Here is a 16,237-nt window from a genome sequence, read left to right on the forward strand (position 1 = left end):
GAATGGAATTCTTCAAGATCCGTCGCGACATCCCGTTCATGAAGAACGCGTTGGTGTTCAACGTGATTTCCTTCCTGACCTTCGCGGCAGCCGTTTTCTTCCTGTTCCAGCGCGGCCTGCACCTGTCGGTGGAGTTCACCGGCGGCACGGTGATGGAAGTGAGCTATTCCCAACCGGCGGACGTGGAGCGTGTCCGTACCACGGTGGCCGGCCTGGGTTTTGCCGACGTGCAGGTGCAGAACTTCGGTACCTCGCGCGACGTCATCATCCGGCTGCCGGCGCAAAAGGGTGTGAGTTCGGCGCAACAGAGCGATAAGGTTCTGGCGGCGCTCAAGGCCACCCAGCCCGATGTCGCACTGCGCCGCACCGAGTTCGTCGGCCCGCAGGTGGGCGAGGAGCTTGCCACCGACGGCCTGAAGGCGCTGGCCATGGTGGTGGTGGGCATCATGATCTACTTGGCATTCCGCTTCGAGTGGAAGTTCGCCGTGGCGGCGATCATCGCCAACCTGCACGACGTCATCATCATCCTGGGCTTCTTCGCCTTCTTCCAGTGGGAGTTCTCACTGGCGGTGCTGGCGGCGGTGCTGGCCGTGCTGGGCTACTCAGTCAACGAGTCGGTGGTGATCTTCGACCGGATCCGCGAGAATTTCCGCCGCTACCGCAAGATGAACACGGTGGAGATCATCGACAACGCCATCACCTCGACGATCAGCCGGACCATCATCACCCACGGTGCGACCCAGATCATGGTGCTGTCCATGCTGTTCTTCGGCGGCCCCACGCTGCATTATTTTGCGATGGCCCTGACCATCGGCATCTGCTTTGGCATCTATTCCTCCGTCTTCGTGGCCGCCGCCATCGCCATGTGGCTGGGCGTCAAGCGCGAAGACCTGGTGAAGGCCTCGGGCAAGAAGCAAGAGGATCCGAACGACCCCAACGCCGGCGCCACCGTCTGAGGACAAGGTGGCAACGCAACGTCCCCACGCTTCCGTGCCCTTGGCGCGCCAGGCGCGTGAGCGGTTCGTTGGTTACGCCGAAGGCGTGTTGCCCGCGCTGTCGGACGCCGTCCGCCTGCGCCTGATCGAGCTGGTCGATGCCGCCGGCAGCACCCGCGAGATGCAGGACCGGCGCGATGCCATGCTCGATTTCGAGCGTGTGCGCGGCGCCTGGGTGGCTGGCACGCACAAGGCCTGGCGCAATGCCGTCATCCCACCCACGGTCACGGCGCGCGTGCGCCTGGATGCGGCCAGCCTGGAGCTGATCGGCGACGACGTCGTCGAAAAGAAGATCCTGTCGTCGCGGTTGGCCATGGCCATCGCCGAAAAGGCCACCTGGGAGCTCAACGACCTGCGCCTGCGCCTGCAGGAACTCGAAGGCGGCGAGGAGCAGGCGAGCGAGGACGTGTTGCGGCCCGAAGCCGTTGCACAACTGCTGGTCGAGCAATGGGGCGTGGTGGGCCTGCCGCGCCAGAGCTGGGCCCTGGTGCAGGATGTGATCCAGCAGCACGTGGTGGCGCGGCTGCTCGAGGCCTACAAGCAGACCAATGAATTCCTGATCCAGCAGGGCGTGATGCCCGACATCGACCTGGCCAGCCGCGTCAAGCGCGGTGCTGCGGCCGCGGCCCGCAAGCCTGGCGCTGGCGGCAAGCAGCCACCACCCGGCGAGGGCACCCAGGCCGGCGGCGAGAGCGGGCTGGGCGGCGCCAGTGGCCCAAGCGGGTTTGGCGGCAGCGACCACGGCGGCGCCTATGGCCAGGGTGGCAGCGGCTACGGCGGTGACGGCTATGGCGGCGATGCCGGCGCCTATGGCGCTTATGGCGGCCAGGGTGGTGGCGGCCCGGCCGGCTATGGCGGTCAGGGCGGTTACAGCGGTCTGGGCGGCGGTTCCGCAGGCCCAGGCGGCCAAGGCGGTGGCCGTGGTGCCGGTGGCGGTGGCAGGGCCACAGGCTTCGGCGGACCTGGCGGCGCCCAAGGTGGCGGCCATGCCGGCCAGGGCAATGGCGGCGGTGCGGGCGGCCGGGCCAGCGGCTACGGTGGCCCAGGTGGCGCTGCCAGTGGCCGCGGCCCGGGGTATGGCGCGCAAGGCGGCCACTCCGTCCGAGGCGACATGGGTGGCGCGCACCATGGCCATGCGGGCGCGGGCGGCGTGGCCGACGAAACCCGCTTGATGACTTCCAGCACCCCGCTGGCCAGGGCGCGCATGCGGGCCACTGGCGTGATCGGCCAGCTCAAGCGGCTGCTGACCGAGCGGGTGGCCGGTTTCGACCCCGAGCATGTGACGCGGCCCTCGCCTGCGCTGGCCGAGGCCATCTCTCACCACACCCAGGTGCAGACGCAGATCCATGGCCAGCCGCGCGAAGGATCGTCGACGGTCAGCGAAGTCATCGTCTATGACGATGCGGCCGTGGAGAAGGTCGCAATCGACTTGCGCCAGCGCAGCGGCGAACTCAAGAAAAAGGCCGCAACTTCGACCGAGAAGGCGACGATCGAAATCGTGGCTCTGATGTTCCAGAGCATCCTGGCCGAGGAGCGCATCCCGCCGGCGGTGCGGGTCTGGTTCGCGCGGCTGCAGATGCCCGTGCTGCGGGTGGCCATTGCCGAGCCCGAGTTCTTCGGCACGCTGCAGCATCCGGCGCGCCAGCTGATCGACCGCATGGGATCCTGCGTGATGGGTTTCGACGCCAGCTCCATCGGCGGCAGCGCGCTCGAAAACGAGATCAAGCGCGTGGTCCAGGTGATCGAGCAGTATCCGGAAACCGGCCGGCGCGTGTTCCAGCTGGTCTACGACGAGTTCCAGAAGTTCCTCTCCCGTTTCCTCACCGAGAAGGGTGCCACGCAGCGGCTGGTCAGCGTGGCCCAGCAGGTCGAGCAGAAGGAGACGATGACCATCCAGTACACGATCGAGATGCGCAGCATGCTCAACAACATGCCGGTGCGCGAGGAGATCCGCGAGTTCCTGTTCAAGGTCTGGGCCGAGGTGCTGGCCGTGGCGGCGGTCAAGAACGGCCCCCAGCACGAGGAAACCATCGCCTTGAAGAAGTCGGCGGCCGACCTGGTCTGGGCCGCCAGCGCCAAGCCCAACCGCAATGACCGGGCGCGGGTGATCCAGGACCTGCCCAAGCTGCTGCAGCGCCTGCGCCAGGGCATGACCCTGATGGGTGTGCAGGGCGCGGCGCAGGAAACCCATATCAAGATCATCGGCGACACACTGGCCGATGCCTTCCTGTCCAAGACCGAGGCGATCCCGCAGGCCCACATCGAGCAGATGGCCAAGCGGCTGGCCCACCTGGAAGACTTCGTCGCCGACGACCCGGCCACCGACCTGCCGCTCGATGCCGACAGCATCGAGCTGATGCTGGGTATCGACGCCTCGTCGATCGAAGTGGTGGCCGACGGCGGTTCCAAGCCCAGCGACGCCATGCTGGCCTGGGCCCAGGAGCTGCAGCTGGGCAACTGGTTCACCATCGACCACAACGGCAAGACCAGCCATGTGCAGTACGTGTGGCGCAGCGACCGCAAGCAGTTGCACCTGTTCGCCACCAGCGACGGCAAGAGCTTCCTGGTGCAGGCGCGGCGCCTGGCCTCCTACCTGCAGGCCGGCCTGTTGCTTCCCACCGAAGAAGAAGCGCTCACCGTGCGCGCCACGCGCGACGCGCTGGCCAAGCTCGACGCCAATCCCGAGCGCCTGCTCAGCGTGAGCTGAACTCCAAGCAAAAAGGGCCGCTGTCGCGGCCCTTTTTGCTTGGAGCGTGTGCCCTTGGCGCCTTCAGTGCGCGATGCGGTCCTCGGTGTCGTCGCAGAGTTCGTCGAGCACCAGCGCATCGGGCTCGGCGCCAAAACTCCAGTACACCATCAGGACGATGATCTTCAGGTCGTCCAGTGGCACCGGCCCGCCGGGCGCGGCCATGGCACGGTCGACGACGATCTCGCGCATCGCCGCCGGCAGCACGCCCGAGGATTCAAGAAAGGAAATGAAGCCCAGGCATTGCGGGCCCAAGTGGTCCTGCTCAGCGATCGAATAGATTCGCATGCTGCCTGGCGATTGCAGGGGGGCCGGGGCCTCATCCGCTTCGGGCAGGCCGGGCTCGGTGTTTTGCGCCGCGAGGTTCAGGCCGTCGAGCCAGACCAGGGCCGCGCTGATTTCCTCTGCTTCGAAGCCGTGGGCGCTGAGTTTGCGGCCCAGTTGCTGCAGTTCGGGGCACGCATCGCCTCGCCAGTAGTTTTCGTAAACGTACACCAGCACTTCAAACATGGCCCCAATATAGCCCAGAACCCGTCGGCTGGAAGTGCCAGATGGCGGCCTGTTGCGCCGCCGCGTCGGCGCTGGTTTCAGCCGGCGTCCAGGCGCTGGAACAGGCCGCCGGCCAAGCGCGCCAGCCGGCCTTCCAGCTCCAGCGCGAGCAGCTGGGCCTGCAGGCTGGCCGGCGCGATGCCGGTGCGCGCCACCAGGGCGTCCAGCCCGACCGGGTCATGGCCAAGGGCCTCCAGCAGAGCCCCTTCGAATGGCGCCACGGATGCTTGGCCGTCCAATGGCGCTGCCTGGGCCAGCGCGCCGGCACCCAGTTCGTCGAGCACGTCCTGCGCTGTCTCGACCAGCTTGGCGCCCTGCTTGAGCAGCTCATGGCAGCCGCGCGACTGCGTGGAATGGATGGAGCCGGGGATGGCAAACACCTCGCGGCCCTGTTCCGCAGCCATCCGCGCGGTGATGAGCGAGCCGGACTTCAGCGCAGCCTCGACCACCAGGGTGCCCTGGCTCAGGGCGGCGATGATGCGGTTGCGGCGCGGGAAGTTGGCGGCCAGGGGATGGGTGCCCAGCGGGTATTCGCTGACCAGCAGGCCGCGCTGGGCGATGCGGTGGGCCAGGTCCAGGTGCTGGCGCGGGTAGACCCGGTCCAGCCCGGTGCCGACCACCGCGATGGTTGCCAGCTGGCCCGGTGCGGCGCCCTCCAGCGCCCCTTCATGGGCCGCGCCGTCCACGCCCAGGGCCAGGCCCGACACCACCGTCAGGCCGGTCTGGGCAAAGCTGCGGGCGAAATTCCGAGCGTTCAGGGCGCCCTGCGCCGTCGGGTTGCGGCTGCCGACCACGGCGATGGCGGCGGGCCAGTTGTCGCGCTCATCCCCCATCAGGTAGAGCATCAGCGGTGGGTCTTCGGTCTGCAGCAGGCCTGCGGGATAGACGCTGTCGGCCAGGGTCAGGATGCGGCGCCGGCCATTGGGCGGCGCCTGCGCCAGCCATTGCAGGGCGACGTCCACCTGGGCGTCGAGTTCGTCCGGCGCCGTCTGCACGGCCAGGGCCTGCGCAGGGCTGACGATGGCCCGCAGCGCCGGCGTGTCCTGTTCAAAGATGTGCTGCGGCAGGCCAAAGGCGGCGAGCAGCCGGCGCGCGGCGCCGTTGCCGACACCGGGTGAGAGCGCCAGCCGCAGCCAGGCAGCGAGTTCCTGGCGCTCCATGGCAGGGCAAGCGCCTTGCCTGGCGCCTCAGCGCGGGTTGACGACCCGGTCGCCGGCTTTGACTTCGTCGGTGACTTCGAGCACCAGCGCGTACGACAGCCGCTCGAACGGCCGGAAGACCATCAGCAGGCCGCTGCGCTCGTCGGGCATCTTGAGCACCTGGGGGCGCTCGCCCGGCTGGGTGCGGTCGCGGATCTGCGCGCCTTCGCGCAGGATCGCCAGCACATGGCCGCTCTCGATGCCGTCGGCCGTGCCCTTGTTGATCGTGACCACCTGGCTCTGGCCGGCGAAGGCCACGGCGCTGCCGTACATGGACACGATGGTGCCGCCTTCCACCCGCTGGGCGGGCGCGCGCGGCACATAGCTATGGAGCTGGCGCGGCGGCTCTGGCAGCAGGCGGTCGCCGACGCGGATCTCCTCGCGCACCGAGACGATGTCGATGGTGGCGGGCACAGGCATGTTCTGCGTGTCGCCATTGGGCATCAGGACCGGCTGGGCGGTCTCGCTGCGCACCAGCACCGCCTTGCCCAGGTACTGGGCTTCGTAACCGAGCACGGCCTTGGTGACCGGGTCAAACAGCGGCCGGGCATCGCGGAAGACGCGGTATTCCTCGTCGCGGGGGCCCCCGGTCTTGAGCAGCGGGGTCTCGGCCAGGCCGCGTGCATAGGCCCGGTCGCCCCGGCTGATCAGCACGCGGCTGTCGTTCATGCCGACGATGCGCGGTGCCAGTTGCAGGGTGAGCTCGTCGACGATCACCGGCTCGGCCAGGAAAGGCTCGATCAGGTGCGGTTGCAGGGTCGGCAGGGACACGTCGCTGAGCACCTGGATGCGGTTGCGCGGCGAGACCCGCACCGTGTCGGTCGGCGGAGTGTCCAGCGCGCCGGAGGCCGAGCGCACGCGCAGGGTGGCGCGGCCGTCCTTTTTCTCCAGCGACAGCTGCTGGCCGGGGTAGATGCGGTGCGGGTTGCGCACTTCCTGCAGGTTCATGCCCCACAGCTCGGGCCAGCGCCACGGCGTCCTGAGAAAGACGCCGGCGATGGCCCACAGGGTGTCGCCCGACTTGACCGTGTAGTTGTCCGGCGCATTGGGCGCCAGCTCGCTCAGGGGCACGCCGGCCTGGGCGACCTGGGTGGCTGTTGCCCGCTGGTCCGGCGTGATCGGATAATTCTGCGCCTGGGCCGGCAGCGCCAGCAGGCTGCCGGCCACGGCCGCCAGGACCGCCCACGCCGTCAGCGGCTGCGGATGCGGGCCTGAAGCTGCCTTGGATTGCGCCATGATGGATGTTCCCCTTGTAGGTGCTTCCAGCCGGGCCGCGGCCCATGGAAGTCTTGACAATTTACTGGCAATTTTGGCCCCAAGCCCTTGATTGGGCAACGTTTATAGCTTCGCGCTCCTGCCGGGAAAGGCAAAAGTGGCGAAAATACCGACACTGAGACCTCGATATGGCTGTCCTTCCTATTCTTTGTTACCCCGATCCCAGGCTGCATACAGTTGCCCGGCCCGTGCAGGCCGTCGATGCCCGCATCCAGACCCTCGTTGCCGACATGCTGGCGACCATGTACGACGCCCAGGGCATCGGCCTGGCGGCGACCCAGGTCGACGTCCATGAGCGGGTGGTCGTGATCGACGTGTCCGAGGAGCACAACCAGCCCCTGGTGCTGGTCAACCCGGAAATCACCTGGGCCAGTCCTGAGACCCAGATCAACGACGAGGGCTGCCTGTCGGTGCCCGGAATCTACGACGGCGTCGAGCGCGCTTCGGCCATCAAGGTCACGGCGCTCGACGGCGAAGGGCGCTCGCGCACCCTCGAGGCCGAAGGCTTGCTGGCGGTGTGCATCCAGCACGAGATGGACCACCTGCTGGGCAAGGTCTTTGTCGAATACCTGTCGCCGCTCAAGCGCAACCGCATCAAGACCAAGATGCTCAAGGCCCGCCGCGACACGGCCAAGGCCTGAGCCTTTTTTCCGGAAGGACCGCACCATGCGCAAGCTGTTTGCCCTTTGCCTGGCCGTGCTGTTGGCCGGCTGTGCCGGCGGCTTTGTCCACCGTTTCGAGGTGCCGCCGGGCACCCCGCGCGAGGCCGTGATCGCCCGGCTGGGCACGCCGACCCGCGCCGTGCCGCTGGCCAATGGCGAGCGCCTGCAGTACTCGCTGCAGCCCTTTGGCCGCGCCACCTGGATGGTCGATTTCGACGCCTCGGGCAAGGCGCTGGGCTCGCGCCAGGTGCTGACGGAAGCCAATTTCCACCGCATCGAGGTCGGCAAGTGGACACTCGCCGACGTCGAGCGCGAGTTCGGCCCGCCAGCCACGGTGGACCGCGTGGGAAGCTGGAACGGCCCGGTCCTGACCTGGCGCTGGTACGACAGCGTCGGTGCTGAGATGCTCTACCACGTCTACCTCGACCCGCAGGGTGTGGTGCAGCGCGCCCATCCCACCATGGAGTTGTTCAGCGTGCGCGAGCGACGCTAGGGCTCCACCACGATGCGCGTCATCTTCGCGGGCACGCCGGAATTCGCCGGCACCGCCCTCCAGCACCTGCACGCCGCAGGCTTCGACATTCCCCTGGTCCTGAGCCAGCCTGACCGACCGGCCGGCCGCGGCATGCAATTGCAGGCCTCGCCGGTCAAGCAGTTCGCGCTGGCGCATGGCATCGCGGTGGCACAGCCGCGCAGCCTGCGCCTGGACGGCAAGTACCCGCAGGACGCGGCCGCGGCGCAGGCCGCCATCGAAGCGGCCCGGGCCGATGTGATGGTGGTCGCCGCCTACGGCCTGATCCTGCCGCAGTGGACGCTGCGGGCCCCACGGCTTGGCTGCCTGAACATCCACGCCTCGCTGCTGCCGCGCTGGCGCGGCGCCGCGCCCATCCACCGCGCCATCGAGGCCGGCGACAGCCAGACCGGCATCACCATCATGCAGATGGACGCCGGCCTGGACACCGGCGACATGCTGCTGGTCGAGCGCATGGCCATCGCGGCCAAGGACACCACGGCCACGCTGCACGACAGGCTGGCTGTGCTGGGCGGCCGCCTGGTCGTGGAGGCGCTGGAGCTGGCGGCCTGCGGCGGCTTTCACCCCGTGCCCCAGCCGGCCGAGGGCGTCAACTATGCCCACAAGATCGAGAAGGCCGAGGCCGCGGTCGACTGGTCGCTGCCGGCGGCGCTGATCGAGCGCCGCATCCGCGCCTTCGACCCTTTTCCCGGCGCCACCGGCCGCCTGGGCGCCGACGTCCTGAAGCTGTGGCGCTCTGAAATCGATAGCATCTCAGGTCCAGCGGACGGTAGCTGCGGGCAGATTTTGTCAGTGGATGGGGCTGGTGTGCGGGTCGCCTGCGGTGACGGCGTGCTGCGCCTGACCGAGTTGCAGCGCGCCGGCGGCAAGCGCCTGCCGGTGGCCGATTTCCTGCGCGGCTTCACGCTGGCGCCGGGCATGGCCTTCGACGCACCGGCCGCAGCCTGATGTTTTTCCTGCGCAGCGTCCACGGCCATCCCGAGTTCCGCAGCGGCGCGCGCGACATGGCATCTCTGGCGCCGGGCATCGCCGCCTGGGGCCTGATGACGGGCGTGGCCATGGTCAAGGCCGGCATGAGCACGGTGGAAGCGCTGGCCATGACCTTCCTGGTCTATGCCGGCAGCGCGCAACTCGCGGCCATCCCGCTGATCGTCGCCGGCGCGCCGTTGTGGGTGATCGTGGCCACGGGCTTTTGCGTCAATCTGCGCTTCGTGGTCTTCAGCCTGCACCTGCGGCCCTACCTGATGCACATGCCGCGCTGGCGCCGCCTGGCCAACGGCTACCTCACGGCCGACCTGAGCTACGCCCTGTTCACCAAGCGCTTCCCGCAACCCCCCGCCGATGCCGCCGGCCAGGCGCAGCAGGAGGCCTATCTGGCGGGCAACTACTTCGTCACCTGGTGCGCCTGGATGGGGTTGAGCGTGGTGGGTATCGCGCTGGCCAACCTCATCCCCACCTCCTGGGGCCTGGGTTTTGCCGGCGTGCTGTGCCTGGTGGGCATCCTGTGCTCGCTGGCCAACACGCCGCTGCGCGCGCTGTCGGCCGCGATCGCCGGTGCCGCCGCAGTCGCCACCTATGCCCTGCCGCTCAAGCTCAATGTCGTGGCCTCCATCCTGGTGGCGGTGGCGGCCTGCTATTGGTTGGAGCAGAAGATGCCGGCGCGTCCGGAGGTTGAGCAATGACCCGCGTGACCGATGGCTGGACCCTGGCCGTGATCCTGGGCCTGGCCTGCATGACCGTGCTCACGCGCTGCTTCTTCTTCATCCTGGACAAGCCCTGGTCGCTGCCGGACTGGGCGCACCGCGCCCTGCAGTACGCGCCGGTCGCGGCGCTGGCCGGCGTGGTCATTCCCGAAGTGGTGATGGCCAACGGCCATCTGGTGTCGACCTGGCAGGACGCGCGCCTGTTCGCCGGCCTGGCGGGCGTGGCCGTCTACTTCTGGCGCAGGAGCGTGCTGCTGACCCTGATCCTGGGCATGGCGGTCTATCTGCCGCTGCACCTGGGGCTGGGCTGGTAGCCCTCCGTAAAATCGCGAGTTCTTCTTCCCCGCAACCCGGAACCCGCCATGAACGTCCTGCGCTTCTCCGATCTCTGTGCCCAAGGCAAGGCCGCCGGCCAACGCGTCTTCATCCGTGCCGACCTCAACGTGCCGCAGGACGACGCCGGCAACATCACCGAGGACACGCGGGTGCGCGCCTCCATCCCCTGCATCCGCCTGGCGCTGGATGCCGGCGCTGCGGTGATGGTCACCTCGCACCTGGGCCGCCCCACCGAGGGCGAGTTCAAACCCGCCGATTCGCTGGCGCCGGTGGCGCGCCGCCTGTCCGAGCTGCTGGGCCGCGACGTGCCCGTCATCTCCAACTGGGTCAACGGCGTGCAGGTCCAGAGCGGCGCCGTGGTGCTGCTGGAGAACTGCCGCGTCAACAAGGGCGAGAAGAAAAACGATCCCGTGCTGGCAAAGAAGATGGCGGCGCTGTGCGACATCTTCGTGCACGACGCCTTCGGCACGGCGCACCGCGCCGAAGCCTCGACCTACGGCATTGCCCAGTTCGCGCCGGTGGCCTGCGCCGGCCCGCTGCTGGCGGCCGAGATCGACGCCATCAGCAAGGCCCTGGCCAACCCGAAGCGGCCGCTGGCGGCCATCGTCGCCGGCTCCAAGGTCTCGACCAAGCTCACCATCCTGGAAGCGCTGGCCCGAAACGTCGACCAGCTGATCGTCGGCGGCGGCATCGCCAACACCTTCATGCTGGCGGCCGGCCTGAAGATCGGCAAGAGCCTGGCCGAGCCCGACCTGGTGGGCCAGGCCAGGGCCGTGATCGAGGCCATGAAGGCGCGCGGCGCCGAGGTGCCCATCCCCACCGACGTGGTCACTGCCAAGGAATTCAAGGCCGATGCCAAGGCCACGGTCAAGCGCGCCACCGAGGTGGAGGACGACGATCTGATCCTGGACATCGGCCCGGAGACCGCAGCCAGGCTGGCCGAGCAGCTCATGGCCGCCGGCACCATCGTCTGGAACGGCCCGGTCGGCGTGTTCGAATTCGACGCCTTCGCCAACGGTACGCAGACCATCGCCCGCGCCATCGCCGCATCCAGTGCCTTCAGCATCGCCGGTGGCGGCGACACCCTGGCGGCCATCGCCAAGTACGGCATCGAGCAGCAGGTGGGCTATATCTCCACCGGCGGCGGCGCCTTTCTCGAGGTGCTGGAAGGTAAAACCCTGCCGGCCTTCGAGATCTTGCAGCAACGCGCCAAAGGCTGAGCACCCGCTTTCGTACCTGACATGTAACCCGATCTGGGCCAGAATCCGAAACTTAATTACATAAAACGGAGACAAGCCAATGGCCACTCGCGGCACCAAGATCGTTGCCACCCTCGGACCTGCTTCCAGCGACCCTGCTCTGCTGGAACAGATGATCCGCGCCGGCGTCAACTGTGTGCGGCTGAACTTCAGCCATGGCACGGCGCAGGACCACATCGACCGTGCCGCCCTGGTGCGCGCCGCCGCCCAGCGCGCCGGCCGCGAGGTGGCCATCATGGCTGACCTGCAGGGCCCGAAGATCCGCGTCGGCAAGTTCGCCGAAGGCAAGGTCATGCTCGAGACGGGCATGAAGTTCGTGCTCGACGCGTCGCGCACCGAACCGGGCGACCTGCAGGGCGTGGGGCTGGACTACAAGGAGCTGCCGCGCGACGTCAAGGCCGGCGACACCTTGCTGCTCAACGACGGATTGATCGTCATGACCGTGGACAAGGTCCTGGGCGAGGAGGTCCACACCACCGTCAAGATCGGCGGCGTGCTGTCCAACAACAAGGGCATCAACAAGCAGGGCGGCGGCCTGACGGCGCCGGCCCTGACGGCCAAGGACATGGAGGACATCCGCACCGCGATGAGCTTCCAGGCCGACTACGTGGCGGTGAGCTTTCCGCAGAATGCCAGCGACATGGAGATGGCGCGCCAGCTGTGCAACGTGGCCGGCGCCGAGTACCGCCACAAGCCCGGCCTGATCGCCAAGATCGAGCGGGCCGAGGCCATCCCCAACCTGGAGGCCATCTGCAGGGCCAGCGACGGCATCATGGTGGCGCGCGGCGACCTGGCCATCGAGGTCGGCAACGCCGCCGTGCCTGCCCTGCAAAAGCGCATGATCCGCATGGCCCGCGCGCTGGACAAGGTGGTCATCACCGCCACCCACATGATGGAGTCGATGATCACCAACCCGGTGCCCACGCGCGCCGAGGTCAGCGACGTCGCCAACGCCGTGCTCGATGGCACGGATGCGGTCATGACATCGGCCGAAACCGCCGCCGGCAAGTACCCGCTGGAGACCATCATCGAGATGGCCAACATCTGCTCGGAGGCGGAAAAGGCCGAGGACGTGAAGCTCGACGCCGACTTCACCGACATGGCCTTCTCGCGCATCGACCAGTCGATCGCCATGGGCGCCCTGTTCACCGCCCACCACCTGGGCTGCAAGGCCATCGTGGCGCTGACCGATTCGGGCTCCACCGCCCTGTGGATGAGCCGTCACCGCATCCACATCCCGATCTATGCGCTCACGCCCAAGCTGTCGACCCAGCGCCGCATGGCCCTGTACCGCAATGTGCGGCCGCTGCTGATGGACCAGAGCGTCGAGCGCGACACCGCCCTGGCCGACGCCGAGGCCCACCTCAAGCGCCGCGGCATCGTCGGCAGCGGCGATATCTACGCCATCACCTGCGGTGAACCCATGGGCGCCCCGGGCGGCACCAACATGCTCAAGATCGTCCGCGCCACGTGAGCCCACAGCAGCCTGGCACGGGCAGGTAAAATCGGGGGAGTTACCGCGTGCCTGCCTGCGGCCGCGCCCCGGCTTTTTCATCTCCTCGGACCACTGCCATGCCCCTCGTTTCCATGCGCCAGCTGCTGGACCATGCCGCCGTCAACGGCTATGGCATCCCGGCCTTCAACGTCAACAACCTCGAGCAGGTCCAGGCCGTGATGGAAGCGGCCCGGGAAACCGGCGCGCCGGTCATCCTGCAGGCCAGCGCCGGCGCCCGCAAATACGCCGGCGAGCCCTTCATCAAGCACCTGATCCAGGCGGCCGTCGAGGCCTACCCCGAGATCCCGCTGGTCATGCACCAGGACCACGGCAGCACGCCCCAGGTCTGCCAGGGCGCGATCAACCTGGGCTTCGGCTCGGTGATGATGGACGGGTCGCTGCGCGAAGACGCCAAGACCCCGGCCGACTTCGCCTACAACGTGCGCGTCACGCGCGAAGTGGTGGACATGGCGCACAAGGTCGGCGTCACCGTCGAAGGCGAACTGGGCTGCCTGGGCAACCTGGAAACCGGCGAAGCCGGTGAGGAAGACGGCGTCGGCGCCGAGGGCAAGCTGGACCACAGCCAGATGCTGACCGACCCCGAAGAGGCCGCCCAGTTCGTCAAGGCCACCCAGCTGGACGCCCTGGCCATCGCGATCGGCACCAGCCACGGCGCCTACAAGTTCAGCCGCCCGCCCACCGGCGACATCCTGGCCATCAGCCGCGTCAAGGAAATCCACAAGCGCATCCCCAACACCCACCTGGTGATGCATGGTTCGTCCTCCGTGCCGCAGGAGCTGCTGGCCCTGATCAACCAGTACGGCGGCAAGATGAAGGAAACCTACGGCGTACCGGTGGCCGAAATCCAGGAAGCCATCAAGCACGGCGTGCGCAAGATCAACATCGACACCGACATCCGCCTGGCCATGACCGGCGCGGTGCGCAAGTTCCTGGCCGAGAACCCCGACAAGTTCGATGCCCGCGAATGGCTCAAGCCCGCGCGCGAGGCCGCCAAGCAGGTCTGCAAGCAGCGCTACATCGAGTTCGGCTGCGAAGGCCAGGCTGGCAAGATCAAGGGCGACAGCCTGCAGGTCGTCGCCGCCAGGTACGCCAAGGGCGAACTGGCGCAGGTCGTCCATTGAGCACCGCCCTGCACACCTCGGCGCTGACCTCGCTGCCGCTGCTGGCGCGGGGCAAGGTGCGCGACAACTACGCCGTCGGCACGGACCGCATCCTGATGGTGGCCAGCGACAGGCTGTCGGCCTTCGACGTCATCATGGGCGAGCCCATCCCCGGCAAGGGCGAGCTGCTCACGCAGATGGCGCTGTTCTGGTTCGGCAAGCTGGGCCACCTGTGTCCCAACCACCTGACCGGCGAGCTGCCCGAGAGCGTGGTCAGTGCGGCCGAAGCGCCGCAGGTGGTGGGCCGCTCCATGCTGGTCCAGCGCCTCAAGCCCATCCCGGTCGAAGCCGTGGTGCGCGGCTACCTGGCCGGCAGCGGCTGGAAGGAGTACCAGGACTCGCAGTCGGTCTGCGGCGTGCCACTGCCGCCGGGACTGCAAAACGCCAGCAAGCTGCCCGAACCCATCTTCACGCCGGCGGCCAAGGCCGAGATGGGCGAGCACGATGAGAACATCAGCTACGAGCAGGTGGTCAAGATCGTCGGCCCTGAGCTGGCCGCCCAGATCCGCGACATCAGCATCGCCATCTACAAGGAAGCGGCGGCCATTGCCCTGACCAAGGGCATGATCATTGCCGATACCAAGTTCGAATTCGGCCTCGATCCCGCTGGCCGTCTGGTGCTGATGGACGAGGTGCTGACACCCGACTCCTCGCGCTACTGGCCGGTAGAAGGCTATGACGAGGCTTTTGCCCAGGGCGCCAATCCGCCCAGCTACGACAAGCAGTTCGTGCGCGACTGGCTCGAGCAGGTGCGCATCAACGGCAAGCCCTGGGACAAGACGCCGCCGTCGCCGCGCCTGCCGCAGGAAGTCATCGACAAGACCGCGGCCAAGTACCGCGAAGCCCTGCAACGCCTGACGGCCTGAGGCCAGGGCCCGCGGCAAACACATGGTTGCGTTTTGCGCGGCGCGTGGACCCCACGCCGCCGCGCATCGGCCTATGCTGGGCGCTCCATCCCCAGGAGCTCGTTCATGAACCGCATCCACACCGCCCTGGCCTGCGCGCTCGCGCTGGCCGCTTCCGTCCCCGCCTTCGCGCAGAGCGCCAGTGAAGGCAGCTGCATCCTGGCCGGCCGCCTGGGCGATACCGGCTGGGCGCCGCGAATGCAGGGCGTGGAGTTGCTGGGCCAGGATGGCAAGGCCATCGCCTCGGCCGACAAGGCTGCTCTGGCCTCGGTCAAGCAGGCCAGGCTGTCGGCGCCGGCCCTGTTGTCCCAGTGCGATGGCAGCAAGGAGCTGGTCCTTGGCCCGGACAGCCCCGGCCCCAAGGCTGCCGTGCCGGCCGTCGGCCCGGGCGTTGTGGCGGTGCAGGCTGTGAGCTTTCCCAAGCTGCGCCGCGGCGGCGAGCTGGTGGAGCTGCGGATCAGCGCGCCGGCCGAGCGGGTGACGCTGCTGACGCGCTAACTCAGCTCAGAATCACGCTGGACAGGCGGCGACGGTAGCTGGCCACCGTCGGATCGTCCGGCGGAATCTGGCCTTCCGCCACCTTGGGCTTGGGCGGCTCCATGATGTCCAGGATGGCGATGTAGGTCTTGCGCGCCAGGTCCTCGTCCCAGGCCTTGTCGCGCATCAGGATTTCCAGCAATTCGTCCATGGCCTCGGTCCAGCGCTGCTGCGCCGCCAGCAACTGGGCCTTGGCGAAGCGCGCCACGAAATCCCGCTTGTTGGCCCCGATCTGGGCATCGAATTTGGCTGTGGACCCCGTCAAATCTGCCTGCTCTGCTGCGAAATCCATAGCATTCATCAGGCGCTGCAGCGAGTCCAGCCGGCGCACGCCGACGGCCTTGGCGATCACCGGGGCGAAAGCCACCTTGGCGGCATCGTCCTGGCCGGACAGCAACAGGGCCTTGACGTAATCGAAGCGCGCGTCGTCGTCGTCGGGGCTGGCAGCGAGCTTGTCCTGCAGCTGCTGCAGCTGGCCGGCGGCGTCCAGCGGAGCGGGCTCTTCCTTAATGGCTTCTTCTTCCTGCGGCTCGGCGGCCGGCGGCAGGTGTTTGTCCAGGAATTCCTTGAGCTTGCCCTCGGGCTGGGCACCCATGAAGCCGTCCACCGGCTGGCCGTTGACCAGCAGGATGCAGGTGGGAATGCTGCGCACGCCGAAGGCGGCGGCCAACTGCTGCTCCTGGTCGGAGTCGATCTTCACCAGCTTGAAGCGGCCGCCATACTCGGTCTCGAGCTTTTCCAGCAGCGGGCCGATCACCTTGCAGGGCCCGCACCAGGGCGCCCAGAAGTCGACCAGCACGGGCACGGTCTGCGAGGCGGCGATGACCTCGGTTTCGAAGTTCTCTAGGGTGACGTCCATCATT

The 16,237-nt window shown here is 68.0% G+C and carries 16 protein-coding genes; 12 read left to right on the top strand and 4 right to left on the bottom strand.

Features of this window, described 5'->3' with window-relative positions; genetic code table 11:
* The first annotated feature begins 2 nt into the window (after nucleotides 1–2).
* Nucleotides 3–956 (top strand): protein translocase subunit SecF, encoded by a 954-nt coding sequence (gene secF, locus Q0632_RS12965; RefSeq protein ID WP_298930421.1) that lies wholly within the window; start codon nucleotides 3–5, stop codon nucleotides 954–956.
* 7 nt (nucleotides 957–963) lie between these two features.
* Nucleotides 964–3,702: a DUF1631 family protein gene (locus tag Q0632_RS12970; protein ID WP_298930424.1), complete on the top strand. Its 2,739-nt coding sequence runs from the start codon at nucleotides 964–966 to the stop codon at nucleotides 3,700–3,702.
* 63 nt (nucleotides 3,703–3,765) lie between these two features.
* On the opposite strand, the gene Q0632_RS12975 is transcribed toward Q0632_RS12970, so the two are convergent.
* The 3 genes from Q0632_RS12975 to Q0632_RS12985 all read right to left on the bottom strand — a co-directional run bounded on the left by Q0632_RS12975 (nucleotide 3,766) and on the right by Q0632_RS12985 (nucleotide 6,725).
* Nucleotides 3,766–4,251 carry a DUF494 domain-containing protein gene (locus Q0632_RS12975; protein ID WP_298930427.1) on the bottom strand — a complete coding sequence of 162 codons (486 nt, stop codon included), beginning with the start codon at nucleotides 4,249–4,251 and terminating at the stop codon, nucleotides 3,766–3,768.
* Between the two features lie 77 nt (nucleotides 4,252–4,328).
* Nucleotides 4,329–5,450, bottom strand: coding sequence for a DNA-processing protein DprA (gene dprA, locus Q0632_RS12980; RefSeq protein ID WP_298930430.1), 1,122 nt, complete (start codon nucleotides 5,448–5,450; stop codon nucleotides 4,329–4,331).
* A 27-nt stretch (nucleotides 5,451–5,477) separates the two neighbouring features.
* Complete coding sequence (locus Q0632_RS12985; RefSeq protein WP_298930433.1) at nucleotides 5,478–6,725, bottom strand: LysM peptidoglycan-binding domain-containing protein; 1,248 nt, start codon at nucleotides 6,723–6,725, stop codon at nucleotides 5,478–5,480.
* A 167-nt stretch (nucleotides 6,726–6,892) separates the two neighbouring features.
* Between Q0632_RS12985 and def the strand changes: the two genes are divergently transcribed.
* The 10 genes from def (at nucleotide 6,893) to Q0632_RS13035 (ending at nucleotide 15,335) form a co-directional block, all read left to right on the top strand.
* The gene (def, locus tag Q0632_RS12990) at nucleotides 6,893–7,405 is read left to right on the top strand and encodes a peptide deformylase (RefSeq protein WP_298930436.1); all 513 of its coding nucleotides are present in this window, start codon (nucleotides 6,893–6,895) and stop codon (nucleotides 7,403–7,405) included.
* A 25-nt stretch (nucleotides 7,406–7,430) separates the two neighbouring features.
* Nucleotides 7,431–7,919, top strand: a complete 489-nt coding sequence (locus Q0632_RS12995; RefSeq protein ID WP_298930439.1) for a hypothetical protein — start codon at nucleotides 7,431–7,433, stop codon at nucleotides 7,917–7,919.
* A 12-nt stretch (nucleotides 7,920–7,931) separates the two neighbouring features.
* Nucleotides 7,932–8,906 (top strand): methionyl-tRNA formyltransferase, encoded by a 975-nt coding sequence (fmt, locus tag Q0632_RS13000; protein WP_298930442.1) that lies wholly within the window; start codon nucleotides 7,932–7,934, stop codon nucleotides 8,904–8,906.
* Nucleotides 8,906–9,640, top strand: coding sequence for an AzlC family ABC transporter permease (locus Q0632_RS13005; protein WP_298930445.1), 735 nt, complete (start codon nucleotides 8,906–8,908; stop codon nucleotides 9,638–9,640). The genes fmt and Q0632_RS13005 overlap by 1 nt, the downstream gene beginning before the upstream one ends.
* Entirely contained in the window at nucleotides 9,637–9,975 is a 339-nt protein-coding gene (locus Q0632_RS13010; protein ID WP_298930450.1) for an AzlD domain-containing protein, read from the top strand. The genes Q0632_RS13005 and Q0632_RS13010 overlap by 4 nt, the downstream gene beginning before the upstream one ends.
* Nucleotides 9,976–10,023: 48 nt before the next feature.
* Nucleotides 10,024–11,217 carry a phosphoglycerate kinase gene (locus tag Q0632_RS13015; RefSeq protein ID WP_298930454.1) on the top strand — a complete coding sequence of 398 codons (1,194 nt, stop codon included), beginning with the start codon at nucleotides 10,024–10,026 and terminating at the stop codon, nucleotides 11,215–11,217.
* Between the two features lie 79 nt (nucleotides 11,218–11,296).
* Nucleotides 11,297–12,730, top strand: coding sequence for a pyruvate kinase (gene pyk, locus Q0632_RS13020; RefSeq protein WP_298930457.1), 1,434 nt, complete (start codon nucleotides 11,297–11,299; stop codon nucleotides 12,728–12,730).
* A gap of 98 nt (nucleotides 12,731–12,828) precedes the next feature.
* Entirely contained in the window at nucleotides 12,829–13,893 is a 1,065-nt protein-coding gene (gene fba / locus Q0632_RS13025; protein WP_298930460.1) for a class II fructose-bisphosphate aldolase, read from the top strand.
* On the top strand, nucleotides 13,890–14,798 hold the full coding sequence (locus Q0632_RS13030; protein ID WP_298930463.1) for a phosphoribosylaminoimidazolesuccinocarboxamide synthase: 909 nt from the start codon (nucleotides 13,890–13,892) through the stop codon (nucleotides 14,796–14,798). The genes fba and Q0632_RS13030 overlap by 4 nt, the downstream gene beginning before the upstream one ends.
* Nucleotides 14,799–14,903: 105 nt before the next feature.
* A complete protein-coding gene (locus tag Q0632_RS13035) occupies nucleotides 14,904–15,335 on the top strand; it encodes a hypothetical protein (protein ID WP_298930464.1) in 432 nt (143 codons plus the stop codon).
* Between the two features lies 1 nt (nucleotide 15,336).
* On the opposite strand, the gene trxA is transcribed toward Q0632_RS13035, so the two are convergent.
* Nucleotides 15,337–16,236: a thioredoxin gene (gene trxA, locus Q0632_RS13040; RefSeq protein WP_298930465.1), complete on the bottom strand. Its 900-nt coding sequence runs from the start codon at nucleotides 16,234–16,236 to the stop codon at nucleotides 15,337–15,339.
* Nucleotide 16,237: the final 1 nt, after the last annotated feature.

The organism is uncultured Ramlibacter sp. (genome assembly GCF_936925435.1).
Taxonomy (GTDB): domain Bacteria; phylum Pseudomonadota; class Gammaproteobacteria; order Burkholderiales; family Burkholderiaceae_C; genus Ramlibacter.

Excerpts from the sequence above, each read along its gene's own strand:
- secF (WP_298930421.1), top strand. The coding sequence starts at position 3 with ATGGAATTCTTCAAGATCCGTCGCGACATCCCGTTCATGAAGAACGCG.
- Q0632_RS12975 (WP_298930427.1), bottom strand. The coding sequence starts at position 4,251 with ATGTTTGAAGTGCTGGTGTACGTTTACGAAAACTACTGGCGAGGCGAT.
- dprA (WP_298930430.1), bottom strand. The coding sequence starts at position 5,450 with ATGGAGCGCCAGGAACTCGCTGCCTGGCTGCGGCTGGCGCTCTCACCC.
- Q0632_RS12985 (WP_298930433.1), bottom strand. The coding sequence starts at position 6,725 with ATGGCGCAATCCAAGGCAGCTTCAGGCCCGCATCCGCAGCCGCTGACG.
- def (WP_298930436.1), top strand. The coding sequence starts at position 6,893 with ATGGCTGTCCTTCCTATTCTTTGTTACCCCGATCCCAGGCTGCATACA.
- Q0632_RS12995 (WP_298930439.1), top strand. The coding sequence starts at position 7,431 with ATGCGCAAGCTGTTTGCCCTTTGCCTGGCCGTGCTGTTGGCCGGCTGT.
- fmt (WP_298930442.1), top strand. The coding sequence starts at position 7,932 with ATGCGCGTCATCTTCGCGGGCACGCCGGAATTCGCCGGCACCGCCCTC.
- Q0632_RS13005 (WP_298930445.1), top strand. The coding sequence starts at position 8,906 with ATGTTTTTCCTGCGCAGCGTCCACGGCCATCCCGAGTTCCGCAGCGGC.
- Q0632_RS13010 (WP_298930450.1), top strand. The coding sequence starts at position 9,637 with ATGACCCGCGTGACCGATGGCTGGACCCTGGCCGTGATCCTGGGCCTG.
- Q0632_RS13015 (WP_298930454.1), top strand. The coding sequence starts at position 10,024 with ATGAACGTCCTGCGCTTCTCCGATCTCTGTGCCCAAGGCAAGGCCGCC.
- pyk (WP_298930457.1), top strand. The coding sequence starts at position 11,297 with ATGGCCACTCGCGGCACCAAGATCGTTGCCACCCTCGGACCTGCTTCC.
- fba (WP_298930460.1), top strand. The coding sequence starts at position 12,829 with ATGCCCCTCGTTTCCATGCGCCAGCTGCTGGACCATGCCGCCGTCAAC.
- Q0632_RS13035 (WP_298930464.1), top strand. The coding sequence starts at position 14,904 with ATGAACCGCATCCACACCGCCCTGGCCTGCGCGCTCGCGCTGGCCGCT.
- trxA (WP_298930465.1), bottom strand. The coding sequence starts at position 16,236 with ATGATGGACGTCACCCTAGAGAACTTCGAAACCGAGGTCATCGCCGCC.